Source organism: Frigoribacterium sp. RIT-PI-h (genome assembly GCF_001297205.1).
In the GTDB taxonomy this organism is placed as follows: domain Bacteria; phylum Actinomycetota; class Actinomycetes; order Actinomycetales; family Microbacteriaceae; genus Frigoribacterium.
The window spans coordinates 239,634-260,418 of sequence record NZ_LHOZ01000065.1; the positions used below are offsets into that span (position 1 = coordinate 239,634).

General features: G+C 68.4%; 18 protein-coding genes and 1 pseudogene. 7 read left to right on the plus strand and 12 right to left on the minus strand.

The window, feature by feature from the left end; translation table 11 throughout:
- Nucleotides 1–3 precede the first annotated feature (3 nt).
- From dhaM to dhaK, 3 genes are all read right to left on the minus strand, one after another.
- A complete protein-coding gene (gene dhaM / locus AEQ27_RS08075) occupies nucleotides 4–690 on the minus strand; it encodes a dihydroxyacetone kinase phosphoryl donor subunit DhaM (RefSeq protein WP_054146157.1) in 687 nt (228 codons plus the stop codon).
- A 2-nt stretch (nucleotides 691–692) separates the two neighbouring features.
- Nucleotides 693–1,343: a dihydroxyacetone kinase subunit DhaL gene (gene dhaL / locus AEQ27_RS08080; protein ID WP_054146158.1), complete on the minus strand. Its 651-nt coding sequence runs from the start codon at nucleotides 1,341–1,343 to the stop codon at nucleotides 693–695.
- Between the two features lie 85 nt (nucleotides 1,344–1,428).
- Entirely contained in the window at nucleotides 1,429–2,430 is a 1,002-nt protein-coding gene (dhaK, locus tag AEQ27_RS08085; RefSeq protein WP_054146159.1) for a dihydroxyacetone kinase subunit DhaK, read from the minus strand.
- A gap of 198 nt (nucleotides 2,431–2,628) precedes the next feature.
- Between dhaK and AEQ27_RS08090 the strand changes: the two genes are divergently transcribed.
- Nucleotides 2,629–3,366 (plus strand): MIP/aquaporin family protein, encoded by a 738-nt coding sequence (locus tag AEQ27_RS08090; protein ID WP_082383341.1) that lies wholly within the window; start codon nucleotides 2,629–2,631, stop codon nucleotides 3,364–3,366.
- Between the two features lie 157 nt (nucleotides 3,367–3,523).
- Nucleotides 3,524–5,044, plus strand: coding sequence for a glycerol kinase GlpK (gene glpK, locus AEQ27_RS08095; RefSeq protein ID WP_043594942.1), 1,521 nt, complete (start codon nucleotides 3,524–3,526; stop codon nucleotides 5,042–5,044).
- 78 nt (nucleotides 5,045–5,122) lie between these two features.
- On the opposite strand, the gene trpD is transcribed toward glpK, so the two are convergent.
- On the minus strand, nucleotides 5,123–6,178 hold the full coding sequence (gene trpD, locus AEQ27_RS08100) for an anthranilate phosphoribosyltransferase (protein WP_054146160.1): 1,056 nt from the start codon (nucleotides 6,176–6,178) through the stop codon (nucleotides 5,123–5,125).
- Between the two features lie 106 nt (nucleotides 6,179–6,284).
- Here trpD and AEQ27_RS08105 point away from each other — a divergent pair, with 106 nt between their 5' ends.
- From AEQ27_RS08105 to AEQ27_RS08120, 4 genes are read left to right on the plus strand one after another with little or no spacing between them, the layout of a single operon-like run.
- On the plus strand, nucleotides 6,285–6,929 hold the full coding sequence (locus AEQ27_RS08105) for a heme-copper oxidase subunit III (protein WP_082059958.1): 645 nt from the start codon (nucleotides 6,285–6,287) through the stop codon (nucleotides 6,927–6,929).
- A 21-nt stretch (nucleotides 6,930–6,950) separates the two neighbouring features.
- The gene (locus AEQ27_RS08110; RefSeq protein WP_054146200.1) at nucleotides 6,951–7,766 is read left to right on the plus strand and encodes a c-type cytochrome; all 816 of its coding nucleotides are present in this window, start codon (nucleotides 6,951–6,953) and stop codon (nucleotides 7,764–7,766) included.
- 37 nt (nucleotides 7,767–7,803) lie between these two features.
- Entirely contained in the window at nucleotides 7,804–8,871 is a 1,068-nt protein-coding gene (locus AEQ27_RS08115) for a ubiquinol-cytochrome c reductase iron-sulfur subunit (protein WP_043594939.1), read from the plus strand.
- Nucleotides 8,872–8,918: 47 nt separating this feature from the next.
- Entirely contained in the window at nucleotides 8,919–10,529 is a 1,611-nt protein-coding gene (locus tag AEQ27_RS08120) for a cytochrome bc complex cytochrome b subunit (RefSeq protein WP_054146201.1), read from the plus strand.
- Between the two features lie 1,415 nt (nucleotides 10,530–11,944).
- Here AEQ27_RS08120 and AEQ27_RS08125 read toward each other — a convergent pair.
- The 5 genes and pseudogenes from AEQ27_RS08125 to AEQ27_RS08145 form a co-directional block, all read right to left on the minus strand.
- On the minus strand, nucleotides 11,945–12,361 hold the full coding sequence (locus AEQ27_RS08125) for a cytochrome c oxidase subunit 4 (RefSeq protein WP_054146161.1): 417 nt from the start codon (nucleotides 12,359–12,361) through the stop codon (nucleotides 11,945–11,947).
- A gap of 5 nt (nucleotides 12,362–12,366) precedes the next feature.
- Nucleotides 12,367–14,112 carry a cytochrome c oxidase subunit I gene (gene ctaD, locus AEQ27_RS08130; RefSeq protein ID WP_082059957.1) on the minus strand — a complete coding sequence of 582 codons (1,746 nt, stop codon included), beginning with the start codon at nucleotides 14,110–14,112 and terminating at the stop codon, nucleotides 12,367–12,369.
- A gap of 11 nt (nucleotides 14,113–14,123) precedes the next feature.
- Nucleotides 14,124–14,981, minus strand: a complete 858-nt coding sequence (gene coxB, locus AEQ27_RS08135; RefSeq protein WP_082059956.1) for a cytochrome c oxidase subunit II — start codon at nucleotides 14,979–14,981, stop codon at nucleotides 14,124–14,126.
- Between the two features lie 247 nt (nucleotides 14,982–15,228).
- The gene (gene erpA / locus AEQ27_RS08140; RefSeq protein ID WP_043594936.1) at nucleotides 15,229–15,591 is read right to left on the minus strand and encodes an iron-sulfur cluster insertion protein ErpA; all 363 of its coding nucleotides are present in this window, start codon (nucleotides 15,589–15,591) and stop codon (nucleotides 15,229–15,231) included.
- A gap of 133 nt (nucleotides 15,592–15,724) precedes the next feature.
- Nucleotides 15,725–17,139, minus strand: a pseudogene (locus AEQ27_RS08145) (dipeptidase).
- 41 nt (nucleotides 17,140–17,180) lie between these two features.
- Here AEQ27_RS08145 and AEQ27_RS08150 point away from each other — a divergent pair.
- Nucleotides 17,181–17,759, plus strand: a complete 579-nt coding sequence (locus AEQ27_RS08150; protein ID WP_054146162.1) for a DUF3043 domain-containing protein — start codon at nucleotides 17,181–17,183, stop codon at nucleotides 17,757–17,759.
- An 84-nt stretch (nucleotides 17,760–17,843) separates the two neighbouring features.
- On the opposite strand, the gene AEQ27_RS08155 is transcribed toward AEQ27_RS08150, so the two are convergent.
- The 3 genes from AEQ27_RS08155 to hisD form a co-directional block, all read right to left on the minus strand.
- Nucleotides 17,844–18,896: a quinone-dependent dihydroorotate dehydrogenase gene (locus tag AEQ27_RS08155; RefSeq protein ID WP_255349756.1), complete on the minus strand. Its 1,053-nt coding sequence runs from the start codon at nucleotides 18,894–18,896 to the stop codon at nucleotides 17,844–17,846.
- A complete protein-coding gene (gene nrdR / locus AEQ27_RS08160) occupies nucleotides 18,893–19,375 on the minus strand; it encodes a transcriptional regulator NrdR (protein WP_054146163.1) in 483 nt (160 codons plus the stop codon). The genes AEQ27_RS08155 and nrdR overlap by 4 nt, the downstream gene beginning before the upstream one ends.
- Before the next feature lie 83 nt (nucleotides 19,376–19,458).
- Entirely contained in the window at nucleotides 19,459–20,769 is a 1,311-nt protein-coding gene (hisD, locus tag AEQ27_RS08165; RefSeq protein ID WP_054146164.1) for a histidinol dehydrogenase, read from the minus strand.
- Between the last annotated feature and the right edge of the window lie 16 nt (nucleotides 20,770–20,785).

Consider the following 20,785-nt stretch of genomic DNA (forward strand, 5'->3'; position numbering starts at 1 on the left):
TGATCAGCTCGCCTTCTCGCCGAAGCCGCCTTCGATCAACGTGATGAGGTCGTCCACGGCGGCCGTGGCGTCCGGGCCGGTCGCCATCACGGCCACCGTCGAACCGACGCCCACGTTCAACCCCATGATGCGCAACAAGCTCTTGGCGTCGACACCGTTCACCGTGACGTCCGCCTGGAACCGCGACGCGTGCGTGACGAGGTCGGCGGCCGGGCGGGCGTGCAGCCCCGACGCGTTGACGAGCACGGCCGATCGCTCGACCGCGTCGCCACCTCGGAGGTCGCGCTCGTCGGCATGTGCGTCGGCGACGCCGGTGGCCGTCCGGGCCGCCGCCGCGACGGCCTCGAGGTCCCCCCCGGGCTCGGCGGGGACGGCCGCGGCGACCGTGCCCTCGCCCAGAGGGGCGGCGGCGATGACCGCGCGCTGCTTGTCGGCGTCGTCGAGGAAGTCGACGGCCGTCTCGCTCGTGAGGATGGCGGAGCCGAGATCGCAGAGCACCACGGCTCCGCCACCTCGCGAGGCCTCGGCGAGGGCGGCGGAGATCTTGTCGAAGCTGGTCCCGATGGACCCGTCGTCGGTCCCTCCGGCAGCCACGAGGGTGGTCGTCGGGGCCATCTGGCGGGCCAGGTCGACCACCCCCTCGGCGATCTTGGCACTGTGCGAGACGACGACGATTCCGATGGTGGGCATGCTCAGGACTCCTTGCTCGAGCCGTCGGCGGCGTCGGCCGCCGCGGCGATGATGAGGGACGACGACTGCGCGCCGGGGTCACGGTGGCCCACGGCACGCTCGCCGAGGTAGCTGGCTCGACCCTTGCGGGCGACGAGGGGTTCGGTCGACGCGGCACCGGCCGCTGCGGCGTCGGCTGCTGCGCGGAGGACGGCCGCGGGCGACGCTCCGTCCGCGGCGGCCGCGGTCGCCGCGTCGACGGCCGGGGTCCACGCGTCGATCATGGTCTTGTCGCCGACCTCCGCCTTGCCTCTCAGCACGACACCGTCGCGGGCCGCCGTGAGGAAGGCGACCAGCGCCTCCGCGTCCAGCTCGGTGGCGTCGCCCAGAGCCGCCGACCCCTTGAGGTACGCCGTGCCGAGCAGAGGGCCCGAGGCGCCGCCCACCGTCGAGATGAGGGTCGTGGCGACGAGCTTGAGGGCGGCCCCGGGCGTCGCGTCGGCGGGGAGGTCGGCGAGCTTGGCCCGGACGGCGGCGAAGCCCCGCGACAGGTTCTCACCGTGGTCGCCGTCGCCGATCTGCCGGTCGAGCTCGCTGAGTGCCGTGTGCTCGGCGGCGACGACGTCGGCCGTCCTGTCGATCCAGGCCCGGGTCCAGGTGGCGTCGAGTGTCATGCGGTGGTCGTTCCTCTCGTGGTGCGGTGATGCGGTGCTGCGTGCCCGCCGTCGGGACGGCGTGGTCCGCGGGCGGGACGGACGTCTATCGGCCTCGGCGCAAGGCCGCGGTCTCGACCGGGGCGTCCCAGAGCTCGGTCAGCTCGTCGTCCAGACGGGTCAGCGTGATGGACATGCCCTGCATCTCGAGCGACGTGACGTACGAGCCGACCAGGCTGCGGTACACCTCGACGCCTCGCGCCTCGAGAGCCTCGGCCGCCCGGCGGTAGGCGATGTACAGCTCGACGAGCGGCGTGCCGCCCATCCCGTTCACGAAGAGCAGCACCCGCTCGCCGGATGCGAGTTCGAGGTCGCCGGTCACGGCGGCCAGCAGGCGGTCGACGATGGCATCGACCGGCTCGAGCGGGATGCGCTCACGGCCGGGTTCACCGTGGATGCCGATGCCGATCTCGACCTCGTCGTCGGCCAGCGTGAAGCTCGGCTCGCCGGCGTGCGGGACCGTGCCCGCCGAGAGCGCGACGCCCATCGACCGGGTCTCCGCGTTCGTGCGTCGGGCCACCTCGGCGACCGCGTCGAGCGAGTCGCCCCGCTCGGCGGCGGCCCCTGCGGTCTTCTCGACCACGACCGTTCCGGCGACGCCTCGGCGTCCGGCGGTGTACAGCGAGTCCTTGACCGCCACGTCGTCGTCCACGAGCACCGTCCGGACCGTGATGCCCTCGGCCTCGGCGAGGTCGGCCGCCGTCTCGAAGTTGAGCACGTCTCCCGTGTAGTTCTTGACGATGTACAGGACGCCTGCGCCGGCGTCCGCGGCCTGCGTCGCGGCGACGATCGGATCGGGCGTGGGCGACGTGAAGACGGGGCCCGGCCCCGCGGCAGACAACATGCCGAAGCCGACGAACCCCGCGTGCAAGGGCTCGTGACCGCTGCCGCCGCCGCTGACGAGTGCGACCTTCCCCGGCACGGGAGCCGCCGAACGGCGGACGAACGTCGGATCGTGTGAGACGACCACGAGGTCGGCGTGCGCCGCGCCGAAGCCGGCGACGGCCTCGTCGACGACGTCGGACGGATCGTTGATGAGCTTCTTCATCGAAGTCCCTTTCTCGGCGCGAGAGGCAGTGCTCGGGTGCACCAGGCTGCCGCTCAACCTACTCCCAGGACCCCCTGATGCACATATGTGCAAACACCTGATCTTCCCTTCTCGTCGCATGTGATCACAGCACTAAGGTGTTGACACACGCTCCCCGCGGGTGCACTGTCGCCCCGCCGTACGACAAGGAAGGTCGACGTGAACCTGGGATTGATTTTTCTTTCAGAAACGGTGGGCACCGCATTGCTGCTCACCCTCGGTGGCGGAGTCGTCGCCAACGTCGCCCTGACGAAGACGAAGGGCTTTAACGGCGGCACGCTCATGGTCAACTTCGGCTGGGGCCTCGCGGTCTTCGTCGGAATCCTGGCCTCGTACTCGTCCGGGGCGCACCTGAACCCGGCCGTCAGCATCGCGCAGCTGATCCTCGGCAACATCACGTTCGCCGCCTTCCTGGTCTACGTCGCGGCGCAGATGGTCGGTGCCATCATCGGTGCGGTCGTCGTCTGGCTGGCCTACAAGCAGCACTTCGACGACGAGCCCGACCCGGCCACGAAGCTGGGCGTGTTCTCGACCGGCCCCGCCATCCGCAACTACGGCTGGAACCTCGTGACCGAGATCATCGGCACCTTCGTGCTGGTCTTCACGATCATCGCCATCACCAACGGCGCCTCCCCGAACGCCGCCAACCTCGGCCCGCTCGGCGGCCTCGCCGTCGCGCTGCTCGTTGTCGGCATCGGCGCTTCGCTCGGTGGCCCCACCGGCTACGCCATCAACCCCGCCCGTGACCTCGGACCCCGCATCGCCCACGCGTTCCTGCCCATCAAGGGCAAGGGCGGCAGCGACTGGTCCTACGCCTGGGTGCCGGTCGTCGGCCCCCTCGTCGGTGGCGCCCTGGCGGCGCTGCTGTCCTTCCCGCTCCTCCCCCTCGCCGCCTGACCCGGCGACCCACTGATCGGTCGAGGCCGGCTCCCCCGGGCCGCCCGACGCCGATCGATCCACCCGCTCCCAGCAGAGGCTCGGGCCCGTCCGCTCGAATGGACCGACCCGGGCCTCCGTGCGAGCCGCATCCATCAACGACGAAGGAGTTCCACCCGTGAGCGACACCGACTACGTCCTGGCCATCGACCAGGGAACCACCAGCACCCGAGCCATCATCTTCGACCACTCGGGCTCGATCGTGGCCACCGGCCAGAAAGAGCACGAGCAGATCTTCCCCCGCGCCGGCTGGGTCGAGCACGACCCCGCCGAGATCTGGGAGAACACCCGCGAGGTCATCGGCCAGGCCCTCTCCCGTGCCGACATCACGCGCCACAACATCAAGGCCGTCGGCATCACGAACCAGCGCGAGACCGCCGTGGTCTGGGACAAGACCACCGGCAAGGCCGTGTACAACGCCATCGTCTGGCAGGACACCCGCACGCAGCCCATCGTCGACCGCCTGGCCGCCGACGGAGGCGTCGAGCGCTTCAAGCCCATCGTCGGCCTGCCGCTCGCGACCTACTTCTCGGGCACGAAGGTCGTCTGGATCCTCGAGAACGTCGAGGGCGCCCGCGAGAAGGCCGAGGCCGGCGACCTGCTGTTCGGCACGACCGACACCTGGGTCCTCTGGAACCTCACCGGTGGCACCGACGGAGGCGTCCACGTCACCGACGTCACGAACGCCTCGCGCACCCTCTTCATGGACCTCGAGACGCTCGAGTGGCGCGACGACATCCTCGAGGCGTTCGACGTGCCGAGGTCGATGCTCCCCGAGATCAAGAGCTCGTCCGAGGTCTACGGCACGGTCGAGGCCTCGAGCCTGCTGCGCGAGGTGCCCATCGCCGGCATCCTCGGCGACCAGCAGGCCGCCACGTTCGGTCAGGCCGCCTTCGACCAGGGCGAGTCGAAGAACACGTACGGCACCGGCAACTTCCTGATCTTCAACACGGGCGAAGAGATCGTCCACTCGAAGAACGGGCTGCTCACGACGCTCGGCTACAAGCTCGGCGACGCCGCACCCCACTACGCGCTCGAGGGGTCCATCGCCGTCACGGGCTCGCTGATCCAGTGGCTGCGCGACAACCTGGGCATGATCGGCTCGGCCCCCGAGGTCGAAGAGCTGGCCAAGACCGTCGAGGACAACGGCGGGGTCTACTTCGTGCCCGCGTTCTCGGGTCTGTTCGCGCCCTACTGGCGTTCGGACGCGCGAGGTGCCCTCGTGGGCCTCACCCGCTACGTCAACAAGGGCCACATCGCCCGTGCCGCCCTCGAGGCGACCGCGTTCCAGACCCGTGAGGTGCTCGACGCGGTCAACGCAGACTCGGGCGTCGACCTGACCGAGCTCAAGGTCGACGGCGGCATGACCGCCAACGACGCGCTCATGCAGTTCCAAGCCGACATCCTCGACGTCCCGGTCGTCCGCCCGGTGGTCGCCGAGACCACCGCCCTCGGCGCGGCCTACGCAGCCGGTCTCGCGGTCGGCTTCTGGGAGACCCTCGACGACCTCCGTGCCAACTGGCAGGAGGACAAGCGCTGGACCCCGAACATCGACGCCGACGAGCGTGACCGCACGCTGCGTCTCTGGAAGAAGGCCGTCACGAAGACCTTCGACTGGGTCGACGACGACGTGAACTGATCCCCTGCGCGAAGGGCCCGTCCGACCGGACGGGCCCTTCGTCGTCCGCCCCCTCAGGACGAGGAGGCGCGGTGCACCTCAGGAGGCTCGGGTCGCCGCCACCCACTGGTCCAGTTTCGCGATCGCCGCGCCCGAGTCGACGGCCCGGGCCGCGACGTCCAACTGCTCCCGGAAACGAGCGAGGAGAGGCCGTTCGCGCTGGCTCGGATCCGCCGCCAGCCCGTAGGACACCAGCCCGGCCGCGGCGTTGAGCAACACGATGTCGCGGACCGGACCGCGCTCCCCCGCGAGGACCTCACGGGCGATGCCCGCGTTGTGCACCGCGTCCCCCCCGACGAGGTCGGAGATGCGCGCGCGGGGGATGCCCAACTCGAGGGGATCGAGGTCGTGCTCGGTCACCGAGCCCCCGGTGACCTCCCAGATGTGGCTGTGACCCGTCGTGGTCAGTTCGTCGAGGCCGTCGTCGCCGCGGAACACGAGGGCGGTCGCGCCGCGCGTCTGGAACACGCCCACGATCAGCGGGACCTTGTCGAGCGACGCGACGCCGACCGCGCTCGCCTCGGGTCGTGCCGGGTTCACCAGGGGACCCAGGAAATTGAAGACCGTCGGGACGCCGATCTCGCGACGCACGGCGGCGGCGTTGCCGAAACCCGGGTGGAATGCAGCGGCGAAGGCGAAGGTCAACCCTGCTTCCTTCAGGACCTCAGCCACACGGTCGGCCCCGATGGTCAGGTCGATGCCGAGGGCCGACAGGACGTCCGAGGAGCCCGACGACGAACTCGCCGCCCGGTTGCCGTGCTTGATGACCGGCACACCGGTCGCCGCCACGACGACCGAGGCCATGGTCGAGACGTTCACCGTCCCGAAGCGGTCACCACCCGTCCCGACGATGTCGACCGCCATGCTGTCGACCGGAAGGGGCACGGCGTGGGCGAGGACGGCGTCGCGGAAGCCGACGATCTCGTCCACCGTCTCGCCCTTGGCGCGGAGGGCGACCAGGAAGGCTCCGAGCTGGGCAGGGGTGACGTCGCCCGTCATGACCTGCTCCATGGACCACGTGGCCTCGCTGATCGAGAGGTCGCGCCCGGCGAGGAGGGCGTCGATGATGGAGGGCCAGGTGAGCTCGGAGGTCATGGCCCCAGGCTACCGGCGGAGCATAAGGCACTCCGATGTCTCGGCGTCAAGGGAAATTCCCGACCCGGGGTTTCGAGCGCAAACCCAAGGCGACTTACCAGGCATAATGGACCTCGTGACAAGTACCTCTCTCTCGAGACCTTCTGGCGGCCCTGTCGTCAACCGACCCAGCACGGTTGCCGTGGGCACCATCGTGTGGCTCGGCAGCGAGGTCATGTTCTTCGCCGGCCTCTTCGCGATCTATTTCACGCTCCGCTCGACGTCTCCCGGCCTGTGGGCCGACCAGACGGCGCTGCACAACGTGCCGTTCGCGCTGACCAACACGATCACCCTGGTGCTCTCGTCGGTCGCCTGCCAGTTCGGCGTGTTCGCCGCCGAGCGCATGCAGCCGCACCGCACGGGCCGCCTGTTCCAGGTCAGCCGCTGGGGCATGGTCGAGTGGTTCTTCCTCACCTACGCCATGGGCGCGGTCTTCGTCTGCGGTCAGGTCTTCGAGTACGCGACCCTCATCTCCGAGCACGTCACCCTCAGCTCGAGCGCCTACGGCTCGGCCTTCTACATGACGACCGGCTTCCACGGTGCACACGTCATCGGTGGTCTGATCGCCTTCCTGCTCACCATCGGTCGCGCGTACGCGGTCAAGAACTTCGGGCACAAAGAGGCGACCACGGCCATCGTGGTGTCGTACTACTGGCACTTCGTCGACGTGGTCTGGATCGGCCTCTTCATCGTCATCTACCTCCTCAAATAGGCATTGGATCGTCTGCACAGCATGTTCACGAGAACCTCGTCCTCCCGACGCACCAAGAAGGCCGGCCGTCGCGGCCCCGTCGCCACCGCCTCCCTGTTGCTGGTCGGTCTGCTCACCACGGGCGGTGCCTACGCGCTCTTCTCCTCGACCGCCTCGGCGGACGAGAGCAGCGCGACCGCGACCTCGCAGCAGAGCATCGACGAGGGCCAGAAGCTCTTTGCCTCGAACTGCGCGACCTGCCACGGCCTGAGCGCGGCGGGCACCGACAGCGGTCCGAGCCTGATCGGCGTCGGGGCCGCCTCGGTCGACTTCCAGGTCGGCACGGGACGCATGCCCATGGCCGTCAACGGCCCGCAGGCCGAACAGAAGCCGACGCAGTTCTCCGACGAGCAGGTCGCCGCCATGGCCGCCTACGTCGCGTCGCTCGCCCCCGGGCCCGCGATCCCCGACGAGTCGCTGCTCCAGGCCGACGGCGACACGACCAACGGTGCCGAGCTGTTCCGCATCAACTGCGCCATGTGCCACAACGTGGCCGGAGCGGGTGGGGCACTCACCCAGGGCAAGTTCGCCCCCGCACTCGACGGGGTGACCGCCCACCACATCTACGAGGCCATGCAGACGGGCCCGCAGAACATGCCGGTCTTCAACGACCTCAACCTGTCGCCCCAAGACAAGGCCGACATCATCACGTACCTCAAGTACGTCGAGAACAACCCGTCGCCGGGTGGATTCGAGCTCGGGAGCCTCGGCCCCGTCGCCGAAGGTCTCTTCATCTGGATCTTCGGGCTCGGTGCGATCGTCGCGATCACCATCTGGCTGACCGCACGGTCGAACTGACCCGCGTTCTCTCCGTACTTCACGAAAGGCAGAATCAATGGCAGAGCACGACGACGAGGCCCCCACGGCGGGCTCGGCTGTCGAGAAGCGCGAGCCTCGACAGGTCTCGGCCGGCACGGCGGTCGTGACGTCCGACGTGTTCCAGAACCCGGGTGAGCCGCCGCACCGCGATCGCGTCACCGACATCGACCCCAAGGTCGAGAAGCGTGCCGAACGCCAGGTCAGCCTGTTCTTCTTCCTGTCGATCGTCGGCAGCATCGCCGCCATCGGCGCCTACGTCGCGTTCCCGATCACGTCGGGCGACTCGGGTTCGGTCCGACTGAACAACCTGTTCCTCGGTCTCGGCATCGCCCTCGGGCTGCTGTCGGTCGGAATCGGTGCGGTCCACTGGTCCAAGACGCTCATGCCGGCTCGAGAGATCACCGAGATGCGCCACGACACGCGCGGTTCCGAGCCGACGCGTGAGAAGGCCGTCGAGGTCTTCGCATTGGGCAACCACGAGAGTGGCTTCGGTCGCCGTTCGCTCATCCGTAACAGCCTGATCGGTGCCCTCGTCGCGACTCCCCTGCCGGCCGTCGTGCTGTTCCGCGACCTCGCCCCGGCCGAAGATCCCAATGCCGTCCTGCGCCACACGCTGTGGGAAGAAGGCATGCACCTCGCCGCCGACCCCTCCGGCACCCGCATCAAGGCGTCGGACGTCACCCTCGGATCGGTGTTCCACGTCATCCCCGAGAACCTCAACGAATCAGAACACCTGCTCGAAGAGAAAGCCAAAGCGGCCGTCCTTCTCATGCGCCTCAAGCCGGAAGATCTCAATCCGGCCGAAGGACGCGAAGACTGGCAGTACGACGGAATCGTCGCCTACTCCAAGATCTGCACGCACGTCGGGTGCCCCGTGGCCCTCTACGAACAGCAGACACACCACCTGCTCTGCCCCTGCCACCAGTCCACGTTCGACGTGACGAACAACTGCGAAGTGATCTTCGGGCCCGCCAAGCGCCCCCTGCCGCAGCTGCCCATCACGGTCGACGCCGACGGGTACCTCGTCGCGCAGAGCGACTTCCACGAACCTGTGGGCCCGAGCTTCTGGGAGCGCGAAAAGTGATCACCACCACCCCGGCACAGGGTGCCGAACCGGCCACGTCGGACAACATCGGCAAGGCTCCGGCCTTCGCCCCGACGAAGACCAACAAATTCCTCGGTGCCACGGCGAACTACATCGACGAGCGCACGAGCATGTCCGGCCTGGTCAAAGAGGTGGGTCGCAAGATCTTCCCCGACCACTGGTCGTTCATGTTGGGCGAGGTCGCGCTGTACTCGTTCGTCGTCATCCTGCTCTCGGGCACGTTCCTGACGTTCTTCTTCCAGCCGTCGATGGCCGAGGTCAACTACAACGGTTCGTACGTTCCGCTCAAGGGCCTCAACATGTCGGCCGCCATGGCGTCGACGCTCGACATCTCGTTCGACATCCGCGGTGGTCTGCTCTTCCGGCAGATCCACCACTGGGCGGCCCTGCTGTTCGTCGCAGCGATCATGCTGCACATGCTGCGCGTCTACTTCACCGGCGCGTTCCGCAAGCCCCGCGAGATCAACTGGGTCGTGGGCTTCACGCTGTGGATCCTCGCCATGGCCGAGGGCTTCACCGGATACTCGCTTCCCGACGACCTGCTCTCGGGCAACGGTGCGCGCATCATCGACGGCATGATCAAGGGGATCCCCGTGATCGGCGTCTGGATCTCGTACCTCGTGTTCGGTGGCGAGTTCCCGGGCACCGACATGGTCGGTCGCTTCTACTCGCTGCACATCATGCTGCTGCCGGCGCTGCTGATCGCCCTGCTGGGTGTCCACCTGCTGCTGCTGATCATCAACAAGCACACGCAGTTCGCCGGCCCCGGCAAGACCAACCAAAACGTCGTGGGCGTTCCGGTCATGCCCGTGTTCGCTGCGAAGGCCGGTGGATTCTTCTTCATCGTCTTCGGCGTCATCGTCCTGATCGCCTCGCTGTTCACGATCAACCCCATCTGGAACTACGGGCCCTACGACCCGTCCCCTGTGTCGGCGGGTACGCAGCCCGACTGGTACATCGGCTTCGCCGACGGTGCCCTCCGCCTCGTGCCCCCGGGCTGGGAGTTCGTGGCCTTCGGGTACACGGTGTCGATGAACATCCTCGTGCCGATCGCGGTGCTCGGTCTCTTCATCGTCGTGGTGCTGCTGTATCCGTTCTTCGAGGCATGGGTCACCGGCGACAAGCGCGAACACCACATCCTCGACCGGCCCCGCAATGCTCCGACGCGCACCGCCATCGGTGCGGCCGGCATCGTGTTCTACGCCAGCCTCTGGGCAGCGGCGAGCTCCGACATCATGGCGACCCACTTCCACCTGTCGTTGAACTACGTGATCCACGCCTGCCAGGCAGCGTTGATCGTCGGCCCGTTCATCGCCTTCTGGGTCACGAAGCGTGTCTGCCTCGCCCTTCAGAAGAAGGACCGTGAGATCGCTCTGCACGGCTACGAGTCGGGACGCATCGTGCGCCTTCCCGGTGGCGAGTACATCGAGGTGCACGAGCAGCTCGACGAGTACGAGCGCTGGCGTCTGCTCGACTTCAACGAGTACGAACCCCTCATGGTCCGTCCCAACGCCAACGGGAAGATCACGGCCCTGCAGCGAGCACGTGCGTCGGCATCGTCGTTCTTCTTCGAGGACCGCATCGCTCCGGTGAAGCGTTCCGAGATCGAGGCATCGCACCACGACGAAGGCCACTGACCTTCGGCAGTCCCCGGGCCCGGTTGCACGCTCTGTGCAGCCGGGCCTTCGGCATTCCCTGGGGAGACCCGCATGCCCAGGCCGTACTCGCAGGGAGCCCAGGGCTTCCCTTCCGGCTCAGCCACACCAGCGCCAGCATGCCATCCCCGGGAGACGGCCAGGTGCCGACGTGACCAGCCCCCGCCCCTCGTAGAGAGCCCGCCCGAGTCGGCATCTCTCAGCCGCATCCACGATATGTGCTCGGGGAGGTGGGCTGCCCGGGGCCGACAAGGGCCTCTTCGTCTCGCCACGACGACGTGCCCACCAGGTCGACCTCGCGCGCTCGAGGGGCTCCCATCCTATTCCCTGGCGCTCGCCCCCCAAGTTGGCGCGTACGCAGCCGAGGATGACAACAGGTCCTTCCCCCGCCCACGGCCTCCGTGTCGGCGCTCGTCGTCGACAGGACGTGACTCGGCCCGGTCACCGCGGGTTCTTCCCGGTCAGTGAATAGACACGGGCTCGACCTCCCGGGCACCCCTCCGCCTGCCCTCATCTGGCGGCGATGTCTAGACCTCCCCTCGGAGAGCATCGTCCCGCGGACCCCCTCGCACCGGTCCTGCTCGCGCGGAAGGCGATTTCCCCGGGCCGATGGAGGTCAGGGCGTCATGGCCGCTCTGTGGACATCATCCACTGCCGGAAGTACGCGCACGGCCTCCGTCGGCTCCGCCGAGACCCCGGCCGACCTAGCGGACTCTGGATGGCCCTCAGGCCGGCCCCGGGTGGCGTCGCAAACATCCTGGGCCGAGTTGTCGCTAGGAGCCATGACACCGAGGAGCTTCACATGCACCAATCACCGGAAGACCGGGCCTCTGCTTCATCGGAGAGGTCTCTCCCCCACGGGTACGGCCTGGCTGGCCACCCCACGGGTACGGCCTTGCTGGCCACCCCACGGTGCGGCCTTGCTGGCCACCCCACGGTATGGCCTTGCTGGCCACCCCACGGTGCGGCCTTGCTGGCCACCCCACGGTGCGGCCTTGCTTGCCACCCCGCGGTGCGGCCTTGCTTGCCACCCCGCGATGCGACCTGGCCTGCCACCCCCCGCGGCGCGGCCTGGCCTGCCCCGCACGGTAAGGCCTGGCTTGCCAACCACGGTACGGGCTGGCTCGCCGCCCTCTGCTGCCCAGAGCGTCGGGATCGAGGGCCCCGGCAGCAGCGCCTGCTGCTGTCGCCACCAGGGCCGTCAAGCCCCACACTCCCAACTGCTCTTGTGGGTCTACCGTCAGTCGCGATGCTGCCGCCTTGAGACCGTCACGTTGATGACCGACGGCCGATGGCGCTCCCTCGAGGCTGCCGTCGAGAGCCTCGCGCCAGACGTGGGACGACGAAGGGCGCCGGTCCGAAGACCGACGCCCTTCCCGCTCGAACGAGCAGGCGAACTAGTGTGCGAAGTTGCCGCGGTAGTACTCGTAGACCCAGCCGACGAGAGCCACGGCCGTCAGAGCGGCACCGATGTAGATGATCCACATGCCCACGGCCAGCGCCAGGAAGATGAGGCTGCAACCAGCAGCGAGGATGATCGGCCACCACGACCAGGGGCTGAAGAAGCCCATCTCGGGGTCACCGTCGTCGATGTTGGCGTCCAGACGGTCCTCGGGCAGCTCGCCCCCCTGGGTGGCGTGCGAGCGGCCCATGTAGAACGCCAAGAAGGCGCCGAGCATACCGGCCAAACCGATGCCCAGCGTGCCCGCCCACTCGACCTGGCCGGTGTCGAGCAGGCTCCAGAGCACGTAGACCGCGCACATGAGGAAGAAGAAGATCGCGAGGATCCAGAACAGCGTCGCGTTGGTCTTCATCGGGGTTACTTCACTTTCTCGCTGGACGCGTCGTACGTGGGGGCGTCAGGTGCGTCCTTCACCGGGCCGATGCCGACGGGCAGTCCGGCTTCGGGGTGGTTCAGGTCGAATGCCGGCGACTCGGAACGGATGCGCGGGATCGACGTGAAGTTGTGTCGCGGCGGCGGGCACGACGTCGCCCACTCGAGCGAACGTGAGTAACCCCACGGGTCGTTGACCTCGACCTTGGGCGCACGACGAGCCGTGATGTACACGTTGTAGAGGAACGGCAGGATCGAGACACCCAGCAACATGGCGCCGATGGTCGAGAGCTGGTTCATCCACGTGAAGTGGTCCTCGGGCTGGTACGTGGCGTAGCGACGGGGCATGCCCATGACGCCGAGCCAGTGCTGCACGAGGAACGTCGTGTGGAAACCGACGAACAGCATCCAGAAGTGGATCTTGCCGAGGCGCTCGTTGAGCATCTTGCCCGTCCACTTCGGCCACCAGAAGTAGAAGCCCGAGAACATGGCGAAGACGACCGTGCCGAAGACGACGTAGTGGAAGTGCGCCACGACGAAGTACGTGTCGGACACGTGGAAGTCGAGTGGGGGCGACGCCAGGATCACGCCGGTGAGGCCACCGAAGGTGAAGGTGATCAGGAAGCCGATCGCCCAGAGCATCGGCGTCTCGAAGGTGACCGAGCCGCGCCACATGGTGCCGATCCAGTTGAAGATCTTCACACCGGTGGGGACCGCGATGAGCATGGTCATCAGGGAGAAGAACGGCAGCAGGACGGAGCCGGTGACGTACATGTGGTGCGCCCACACCGTCACGGACAGGGCCGCGATCGAGATGGTTGCGTAGACGAGAGTCTTGTACCCGAAGATCGGCTTGCGGCTGAAGACCGGGAACACCTCGGACACGATGCCGAAGAACGGCAGGGCGATGATGTAGACCTCGGGGTGACCGAAGAACCAGAACAGGTGCTGCCAGAGGATGGCGCCACCGTTGGCGGGGTTGAAGACCTGAGCGTCGAAGACGCGGTCGAAGCCGAGGCCGAAGAGAGCCGCGGCCAGCACCGGGAAGGCCATGATCACGAGGATCGAGGTGATCAGGGTGTTCCAGGTGAAGATCGGCATGCGCCACATGGTCATGCCCGGGGCGCGCATCGAGACGATCGTGGTGATGAAGTTCACCGAACCGAGGATCGTGCTGAACCCGGTGAGGCCGAGACCGAACACCCACAGGTTTCCACCCAGTCCTGGAGAGAACGTCGTGTCGCTCAGGGGCGCATAGGCGAACCAACCGAACGATGCCGCACCCTGCGGGGTGAGGAAGCCGGCGACGGCGATGATCGAGCCGAAGGAGTAGAGCCAGAAGGCGAAGCCGTTCAGTCGGGGGAACGCGACGTCCGGCGCACCGATCTGGAGCGGCATGAGGACGTTCGCGAAGCCCGAGAACAGGGGGGTCGCGAACATGAGCAACATGATCGTGCCGTGCATCGTGAAGAGCTGGTTGTACTGCTCTTTGGTGGCGACGATCTCGAGGCCCGGGGCGAAGAGCTGGGCGCGGATGATCAACGCCATGACCCCGCCGAGGCAGAAGAAGAGGAACGACGTGATCAGGTACATGTACCCGATGGTCTTGTGGTCGGTCGACGTGATCCAGTTGACGACGACGTTGCCCTTGCGGCCGACCTTCGAGGCTCCGAAGTTCTGACCGGACGAGGTCCCACCGGTGGTGGGACGGGTGGCGGTGGCTGAGCTCATCGAACCGTGCCTTACTTCTCGGAGTCTTCGGTGCCGGCGGCGTTGGCGGGTGCCTCGGTGCCGGGCTGGTTGGTGTTGGTGTTGTACTGGTCGCCCAGCAGGCCGGTGTTGCCCTCGGCGTCGAGCGTCTGCAGGTACTGGTCGTACTCGGACTGCGACACGACCTTGACGTTGAAGAGCATCAGCGAGTGGTACTCGCCACACAGCTCAGCGCACTTTCCGCTGAACGTGCCTTCTTTCTCGGGCGTGAAGTACATCGAGTTGGTCTTGCCGGGGATCGTGTCCTTCTTGTAGAGGAAGTCGATGATCCAGAAGGAGTGGGCCACGTCGCGCGACTTGAGGTCGATCTGCACGGTCTTGCCGACGGGGAGGTAGAGCTCGGGGAGCTGACTCTCGTCGATCGTGCCGTCACCCAGCTCTTGCGCCTGGATGCCCTGGTAGTAGACGCTCTCGTCTTCGTTCTGCTGGTCGATGTAGTTGAAGTCCCACGCCCAGCGCTTGGCGTAGACGTCGATCTTCACGTCGGGGCTCGCGGTGGGCGCCTCGATGGCGGCCTGGTCGCGGGCGGTGAAGGCGAAGAAGCCCAGCACGAGGATCAGCGGCACGACCGTGTAGAAGATCTCGATCGGCATGTTGTAGCGCAGCTGGACGGGCAGGCCCGTCTGGCCCTTGCGGCGGCGGTAGGCCACGCACACCCAGATGATCAGGCCCCACACGATGACGCCGACGATCAGCAACACGATCCACGAGGTGACCCAGAGGCCGATGACGCGGTCCACGTGGTTGGTCGTGCCCGCGGTGGTGGGCAGCCACCCCTGCAGCTGGTCGGTGGTGCACCCCGCTAGCACGAGAGCCAGGACGACTGCCATGGGGGCGGCAGCCCAACGAAGACGGCGGTTAGAACGCACTGTTACCTCTCGGATGACACGACAGTGGGGGGTGTTCCCAGTGTTGACGGGGACCTGCCTAGCTTACTCGCAGGTTCGACCCCCCAGCGCACGGCACGCGCCGGAAGCCTCTCGACGTCGAGCGAGAACGAGCACGGGACACGCGAGAGGGGATCACCCTCGCGGATGATCCCCTCTCGACGCGCGGCTCGGAGCCGCCCGTCGACGATCAGTGGAAGCTGTCGCCGCAGGCGCAGCTGCCCTGCGCGTTGGGGTTGTCGATGGTGAACCCCTGCTTCTGGATGGTGTCCTCGAAGTCGATGGCTGCGCCGTCGAGGTAGGGGACGCTCATCTTGTCGACGATGACCTCGACGCCGTCGAAGTCGACCGTCGCGTCGCCGTCGAGCATGCGCTCGTCGAAGTACAGCTGGTAGATGAGCCCCGAGCAGCCACCGGGCTGGACCGCCACGCGGAGGCGCAGGTCGTCCCGGCCCTCTTGCGTGAGCAGGCTCTTCACCTTGTCCGCGGCGGTGGACGTGATCGTCACGCCGTGCGCCTTCGCGTCGACGGGAGCGGTTGCGATGTCGGTCATGGTGCCTCCTTCGGGCCGGGTCGAGTGCGGGGCACTCGTCGTCGACCAGTGTAAGCAGCCGGGGACCGGTTTTGTTCCGGACCCGCGCCTCCCCCGGGTGTCGCCGGCGCCGAGGAGGCGCGGGTCGCGCCGGTCAGCCCCTCGCGTCGAGACGCGCCAACAGGATCGCCTCGCTGAGGATCGCCCGGTGCAGCACGCCGAGGTGCTGCGATTCGTTCGGGCTGTGCGCCCGGGTGTCGGGGTCCTCGACGCCGGTGACGAGGATCTGGGCCTCGGGGAAGGTCCGGACGAGGTCGGCGATGAACGGGATCGACCCGCCGATGCCCGTCTGGACCGGCGCCTCGCCCCAGCCCTCGGTCATCGCGACCGTGGCGTCGGCGATGGCCGTGCCGGTCGTGTCCACCAGGAAGGGATCGCCCCGGTCGACGTCGTCGATCTGCACGTGGGCGCCGAACGGTGCGTGCTCACGCAGGTGCGCCTCCAGGGCGGCGTAGGCGTCCTCGGCGGTCTGGCCGGGGGCGATGCGGGCGCTGATGCGGACCGACACCTCGGGGCTCAGCGTGTTGGACGCGTTGGCGACCGACGGGGCGTCGATGCCGGTCACGGTGATCGAGGGCTGCGACCACACCCGACTCAGGATCGGACCGCGTCCGATGGGGCTCACGCCCTCGAGCAGGCCGCTCTCGTCGCGCAACTGCTGTTCGCTCTGCTCCGGGTGCTCGGCCTCACGACTCGTCAACCCGGCCACGGCGACGCTGCCGTCGTCGTCGTGCAGGGTCGCGAGCAGCTTCACCATGGCCAGCATGGCGTCGGGCACCGCCCCGCCGAGCATGCCGGAGTGGGACGCGTGGGCCAGGGTGCGGACGGTCAGGCGGAAGGTCACGTTGCCGCGCAGGCCGACGGTGATGGCGGGCACCCTCGGGCCCCAGGTGCGGAGGCCGCCCCGACGATGACGTCGGCACGCAGCTCGTCCTGGTGCTGCACGAGGAAGTCGGCGAAGGAGCGGGAACCGAACTCCTCCTCGCCCTCGATGAACAACGAGACGCCGACGCCGAGGTCGTCTCCGAGCACCTCGTGCACCGCGCGGAGGGCCGCCACGTGCGTCATCACGCCGGCCTTGTCGTCGGACGCGCCCCGTCCGTACAGGCGATCGCCCTTGACCGTCGGCTCGAACGGAGGGGTGTCCCAGTCGGCGTCGTCGCCCTGCGGCTGCACGTCGTGGTGCGCGTACAGGAGGATGGTCGGCTTGCCGTCGCGAGCCGCACGTCGGGCGAGCACGGCGGGCTGGCCGAGGGTCCCGCTGCCACCGACGGGGGCCCTGCTCACGGTCACCTGGTCGAAGAGGCCCGTGCCCTCGACGAGGGCGGCGACCGCGTCGGCGCTGCGTCGCACGTGCTCGGGGTCGAAGGCATCCCACGAGACGGAGGGGATGCGCACGAGGGCGCCGAGGTCACTGATCGTCGCGGGCAGACCCGCGTGCACGGCCTCCGCGAGTTCGCTGACAGTACGGGGATCGGTCGGTCGGACGGGATGCTGCGAGTCGCTCATGCAGGTAATCTTAGGAACTCGGACAACCCTGAGGATCTCCCGTGGCCAAGCCAGACAGCAAGACGACCGAGACGACCACCGTCGCCGAGCCCGAGTCGACCGCGGTCGGCAAGGGTCGGCCGACGCCCACGCGACGCGAGCGCGAGGCTGCCAACCAGAGGCCCCTCGTCGCCTCGGGCAAAGAAGCCCAGAAGGCCCAGCGGGCCCGTCTGGCCGAGCAGCGTGACCGTGCCCGCGTCGGCCTCGCGAACGGCGAGGAACGATTCCTGCCCGACCGCGACAAGGGCCCGCAGCGACGCTTCATCCGCGACCACGTCGACGCCCGCTTCAGCGTGGGCGAGGCCATGATCCCGATCATGGTCGTCGTCATCGCCATGACTCTCGTGCAGTCGGCCGCCATCCAGTCGATCACGCTGCTCGTGCTCTGGGGATTCTTCGCCCTCGCCGTCGTCGACTGCCTCATCGTCGGCCGCAGTGTCAACCGCAAGCTCGCCGCCAAGTACGGTGCCGAGAACGTCCGCAAGGGCAACCGCTGGTACGCCGCCATGCGCGCGATGCAGCTCAAGCCCATGCGCCTGCCCAAGCCGCAGGTCAAGCGCGGCGAGTACCCGACCGCCTAGGCGCGTCACCCCGGACGACGAACGGCGTCACCCCTGGTGGGTGACGCCGTTTCGCGTCGGTGGCTGCGTGGACCGGAGGTCTCGTCAGGCGGCGGGCCGTCGCCGACGCAGGGCGACGAGCCCTCGGTTGACCTGGCGCGCCCAGAGCGGCCCGCGGTAGAGGAAGGCCGTGTAGCCCTGCACCAGCGTGGCCCCGGCGCGCAGTCGTTCGTCGACGTCCTCGGCGCTCGAGACGCCCCCGACGGAGATGACGCACGTCTCGCTCGGGACGGACTCCCGGACGAGCCTCAAGACCTCGAGGGATCGCCTGGCGAGCGGCGCACCCGAAAGACCACCGGCTCCCGCAGCCTCGACGACGGAGCCTTCGGTGACGAGGCCTTCTCGCGACACCGTCGTGTTGGTGGCGATCACGCCCGCCAGGCCGAGCTCGGTGACGAGGGCACCGATCCGGCGGACCCCGTCGTCGTCGAGGTCGGGGGCGATCTTGACCAGCACGGGGGTGTGCCCCGCGGCGTCGCGGACGGCCTCGAGGAGCGGGGCGAGCCTGTCGAGCTCTTGCAGCCCGCGGAGACCCGGGGTGTTGGGCGAACTGACGTTCACGGCGAGGTAGTCGGCCAGTGGAGCCAGGAGGCGCGTGCTGGCCAGGTAGTCGTCGATCGCGTCGTCGACGTCCACGACGCGACTCTTGCCGATGTTCACACCGATGACAGGCCGTGACGGGGCCGACCGTGCCCTGCTGAGTTCGAGAGCCGCCGCGTGGGCGCCGGAGTTGTTGAACCCCATGCGGTTCACGACGGCGAGGTCGGCGACGAGACGGAAGAGTCGAGGACGGTCGTTGCCGGGCTGCGGCCGAGCCGTCACCGTGCCCACCTCGACGTGCCCGAACCCGAGCGCGCCGAGACCGGGGATGCCCTTGGCGTCCTTGTCGAAGCCTGCTGCGACGCCGAAAGGTGAGGTGAAGTGGAGTCCGAGCGTCTCGACGGCGAGGGACGGTGCCGGGGCCGTCAGGCGTCCGACGACGCCGGCCAGGCCCACCTTGGGGATCGCCTTGATGACCCGGAAGGCGAGATGGTGGGCGTCCTCGGGGTCCATCTTGGCGAAGACGACGTCGAAGAGGACGCGGTACGGGGTCCTCACTCGTCGACCGACCGGGTGGAGAGCGGACGGGACGCGTGCTCTTCGCGCAGTTGACCGATCGAGGCCTCGAAATCCTCGAGCGAGTCGAAGGCCTGGTACACACTGGCGAATCGCAGGTACGCCACCTCGTCGAGGTCGCGGAGCGGAGGCAGGATGGCCAGACCGATGTCGTTGGCCTCGATCTGCGACGCACCGCTCGCCCGGACGGCCTCCTCGACCTTCTGCGCCAGGACGGCGAGGTCGCCGTCGGTCACCGGGCGACCCTGGCAGGCCTTGCGAACGCCCGAGATGATCTTGTCGCGACTGAACGGTTCGAGAACGCCGTTGCGCTTCACCACGTTGAGGCTCGCGGTCTCGGTCGTGCTGAACCGACGACCGCAGTTCGGGCACTGCCTGCGACGACGGATCGACGTGCCGTCGTCACTGGTGCGGGAGTCGACGACTCGGGAGTCGGGGTGGCGGCAGAAGGGGCAGAACATGGTGCGGCCAGATTATCGGACGCCGGGGGCGACGTCGGACGCTCGGGGCACCCGAGAGCCCGTCCGCGGGGACCGTTCTCGGTTCAGGGGCGCGACAGCCGGGCCGCGACGGCCTCGCCGTGGGCGGGCAGCAGCTCGGCGTTCGAGAGCGCCACGAGCCGCTCGGCCACGACACCGAGGGCTTCGGCGTCGTACCGGACGATCTGTTGCGGTCGGAGGAACGTGAACGCGCCGAGCCCGGACGAGAAGCGCGACTGCCCGCTGGTGGGCAGGACGTGGTTCGAACCGGCGAGGTAGTCGCCCAGACTGACGGGCGTGTCCGGCCCCACGAAGATCGCGCCGGCGTCGGTGACGTCGGCCAGGACCGCGTCGTCGTCGCGGGTCTGCACTTCGAGGTGCTCGGGCCCGTAGGCGTTGCTGAAGGCGGCGGCCTGCCGGAGGTCGTCGACCAGGACGACCGCCGATTGGCGACCGGAGAGGGCGGTCCGGACTCGGGCGGCGCTCAGGGTGCGGGGCACGAGCCGGGTGAGTTCGGCGACGACGGCCTCGCCGAAGGCGGCTGAGTCCGTGACGAGGACGGCCGAGGCCTCCTCGTCGTGCTCGGCCTGGCTGATGAGGTCGACGGCGACCAACGTGGCGTCCGCCGAGTCGTCCGCGATGACGAGGATCTCGGTCGCGCCGGCCACTGAATCGATGCCGACACGACCGCGCACGAGCTGCTTCGCCGCGGCGACGAAGTTGTTGCCCGGACCCGTGATGACCTGGACCGGCTCGAGCTCGAGCTCGGGCACGCCGTAGGCGAGCGCACCGATGGCGCCGGCACCGCCGATCGCGTAGACCTCGTCGATGCCCAACAACCCGGCCGCACCCAGGATGACGGGGTGGACTCCCCCGCCGTGTTCGCGCTGCGCGGGTGACACGAGGGCGATCGACGACACCCCTGCCACCTGTGCGGGGACGACGTTCATCACCACGCTCGAGGGATACACGGCCTTGCCGCCGGGAACGTACACTCCGGCGCGCGTGACGGGCTGCCACCGCTGCTCGATGACGGCCCCCGGGGCTGGTCTGGTCGTGGTCGACGCCGGGACCTGGGCCCGGCTGGCTTGCGTGACCCGCGCGATCGACTCGACCAGCGCCTCCTTGACCAGGGGGTCCAGGGCTGCCACGGCGTCGTCGATGGTCTGCGTCGCGACGCGCAGCGTGTCGGGACGGACGCCGTCGAAGCGTGCCGCCTGGTCGCGCAGGGCGGCGGCACCCCGCTCGCGGACGTCGTCGACGAGACGCCGGGCGGCGTCCGTCGCGGCGCCGACGTCGGCGTGGGACCGCGGGACGAGGTCGAGCAGCTGGGCGTGGGTCGGCGCGAGACCGCGCAGATCTGTGGTCTGGATCATGGCCCGTCCAGCCTAG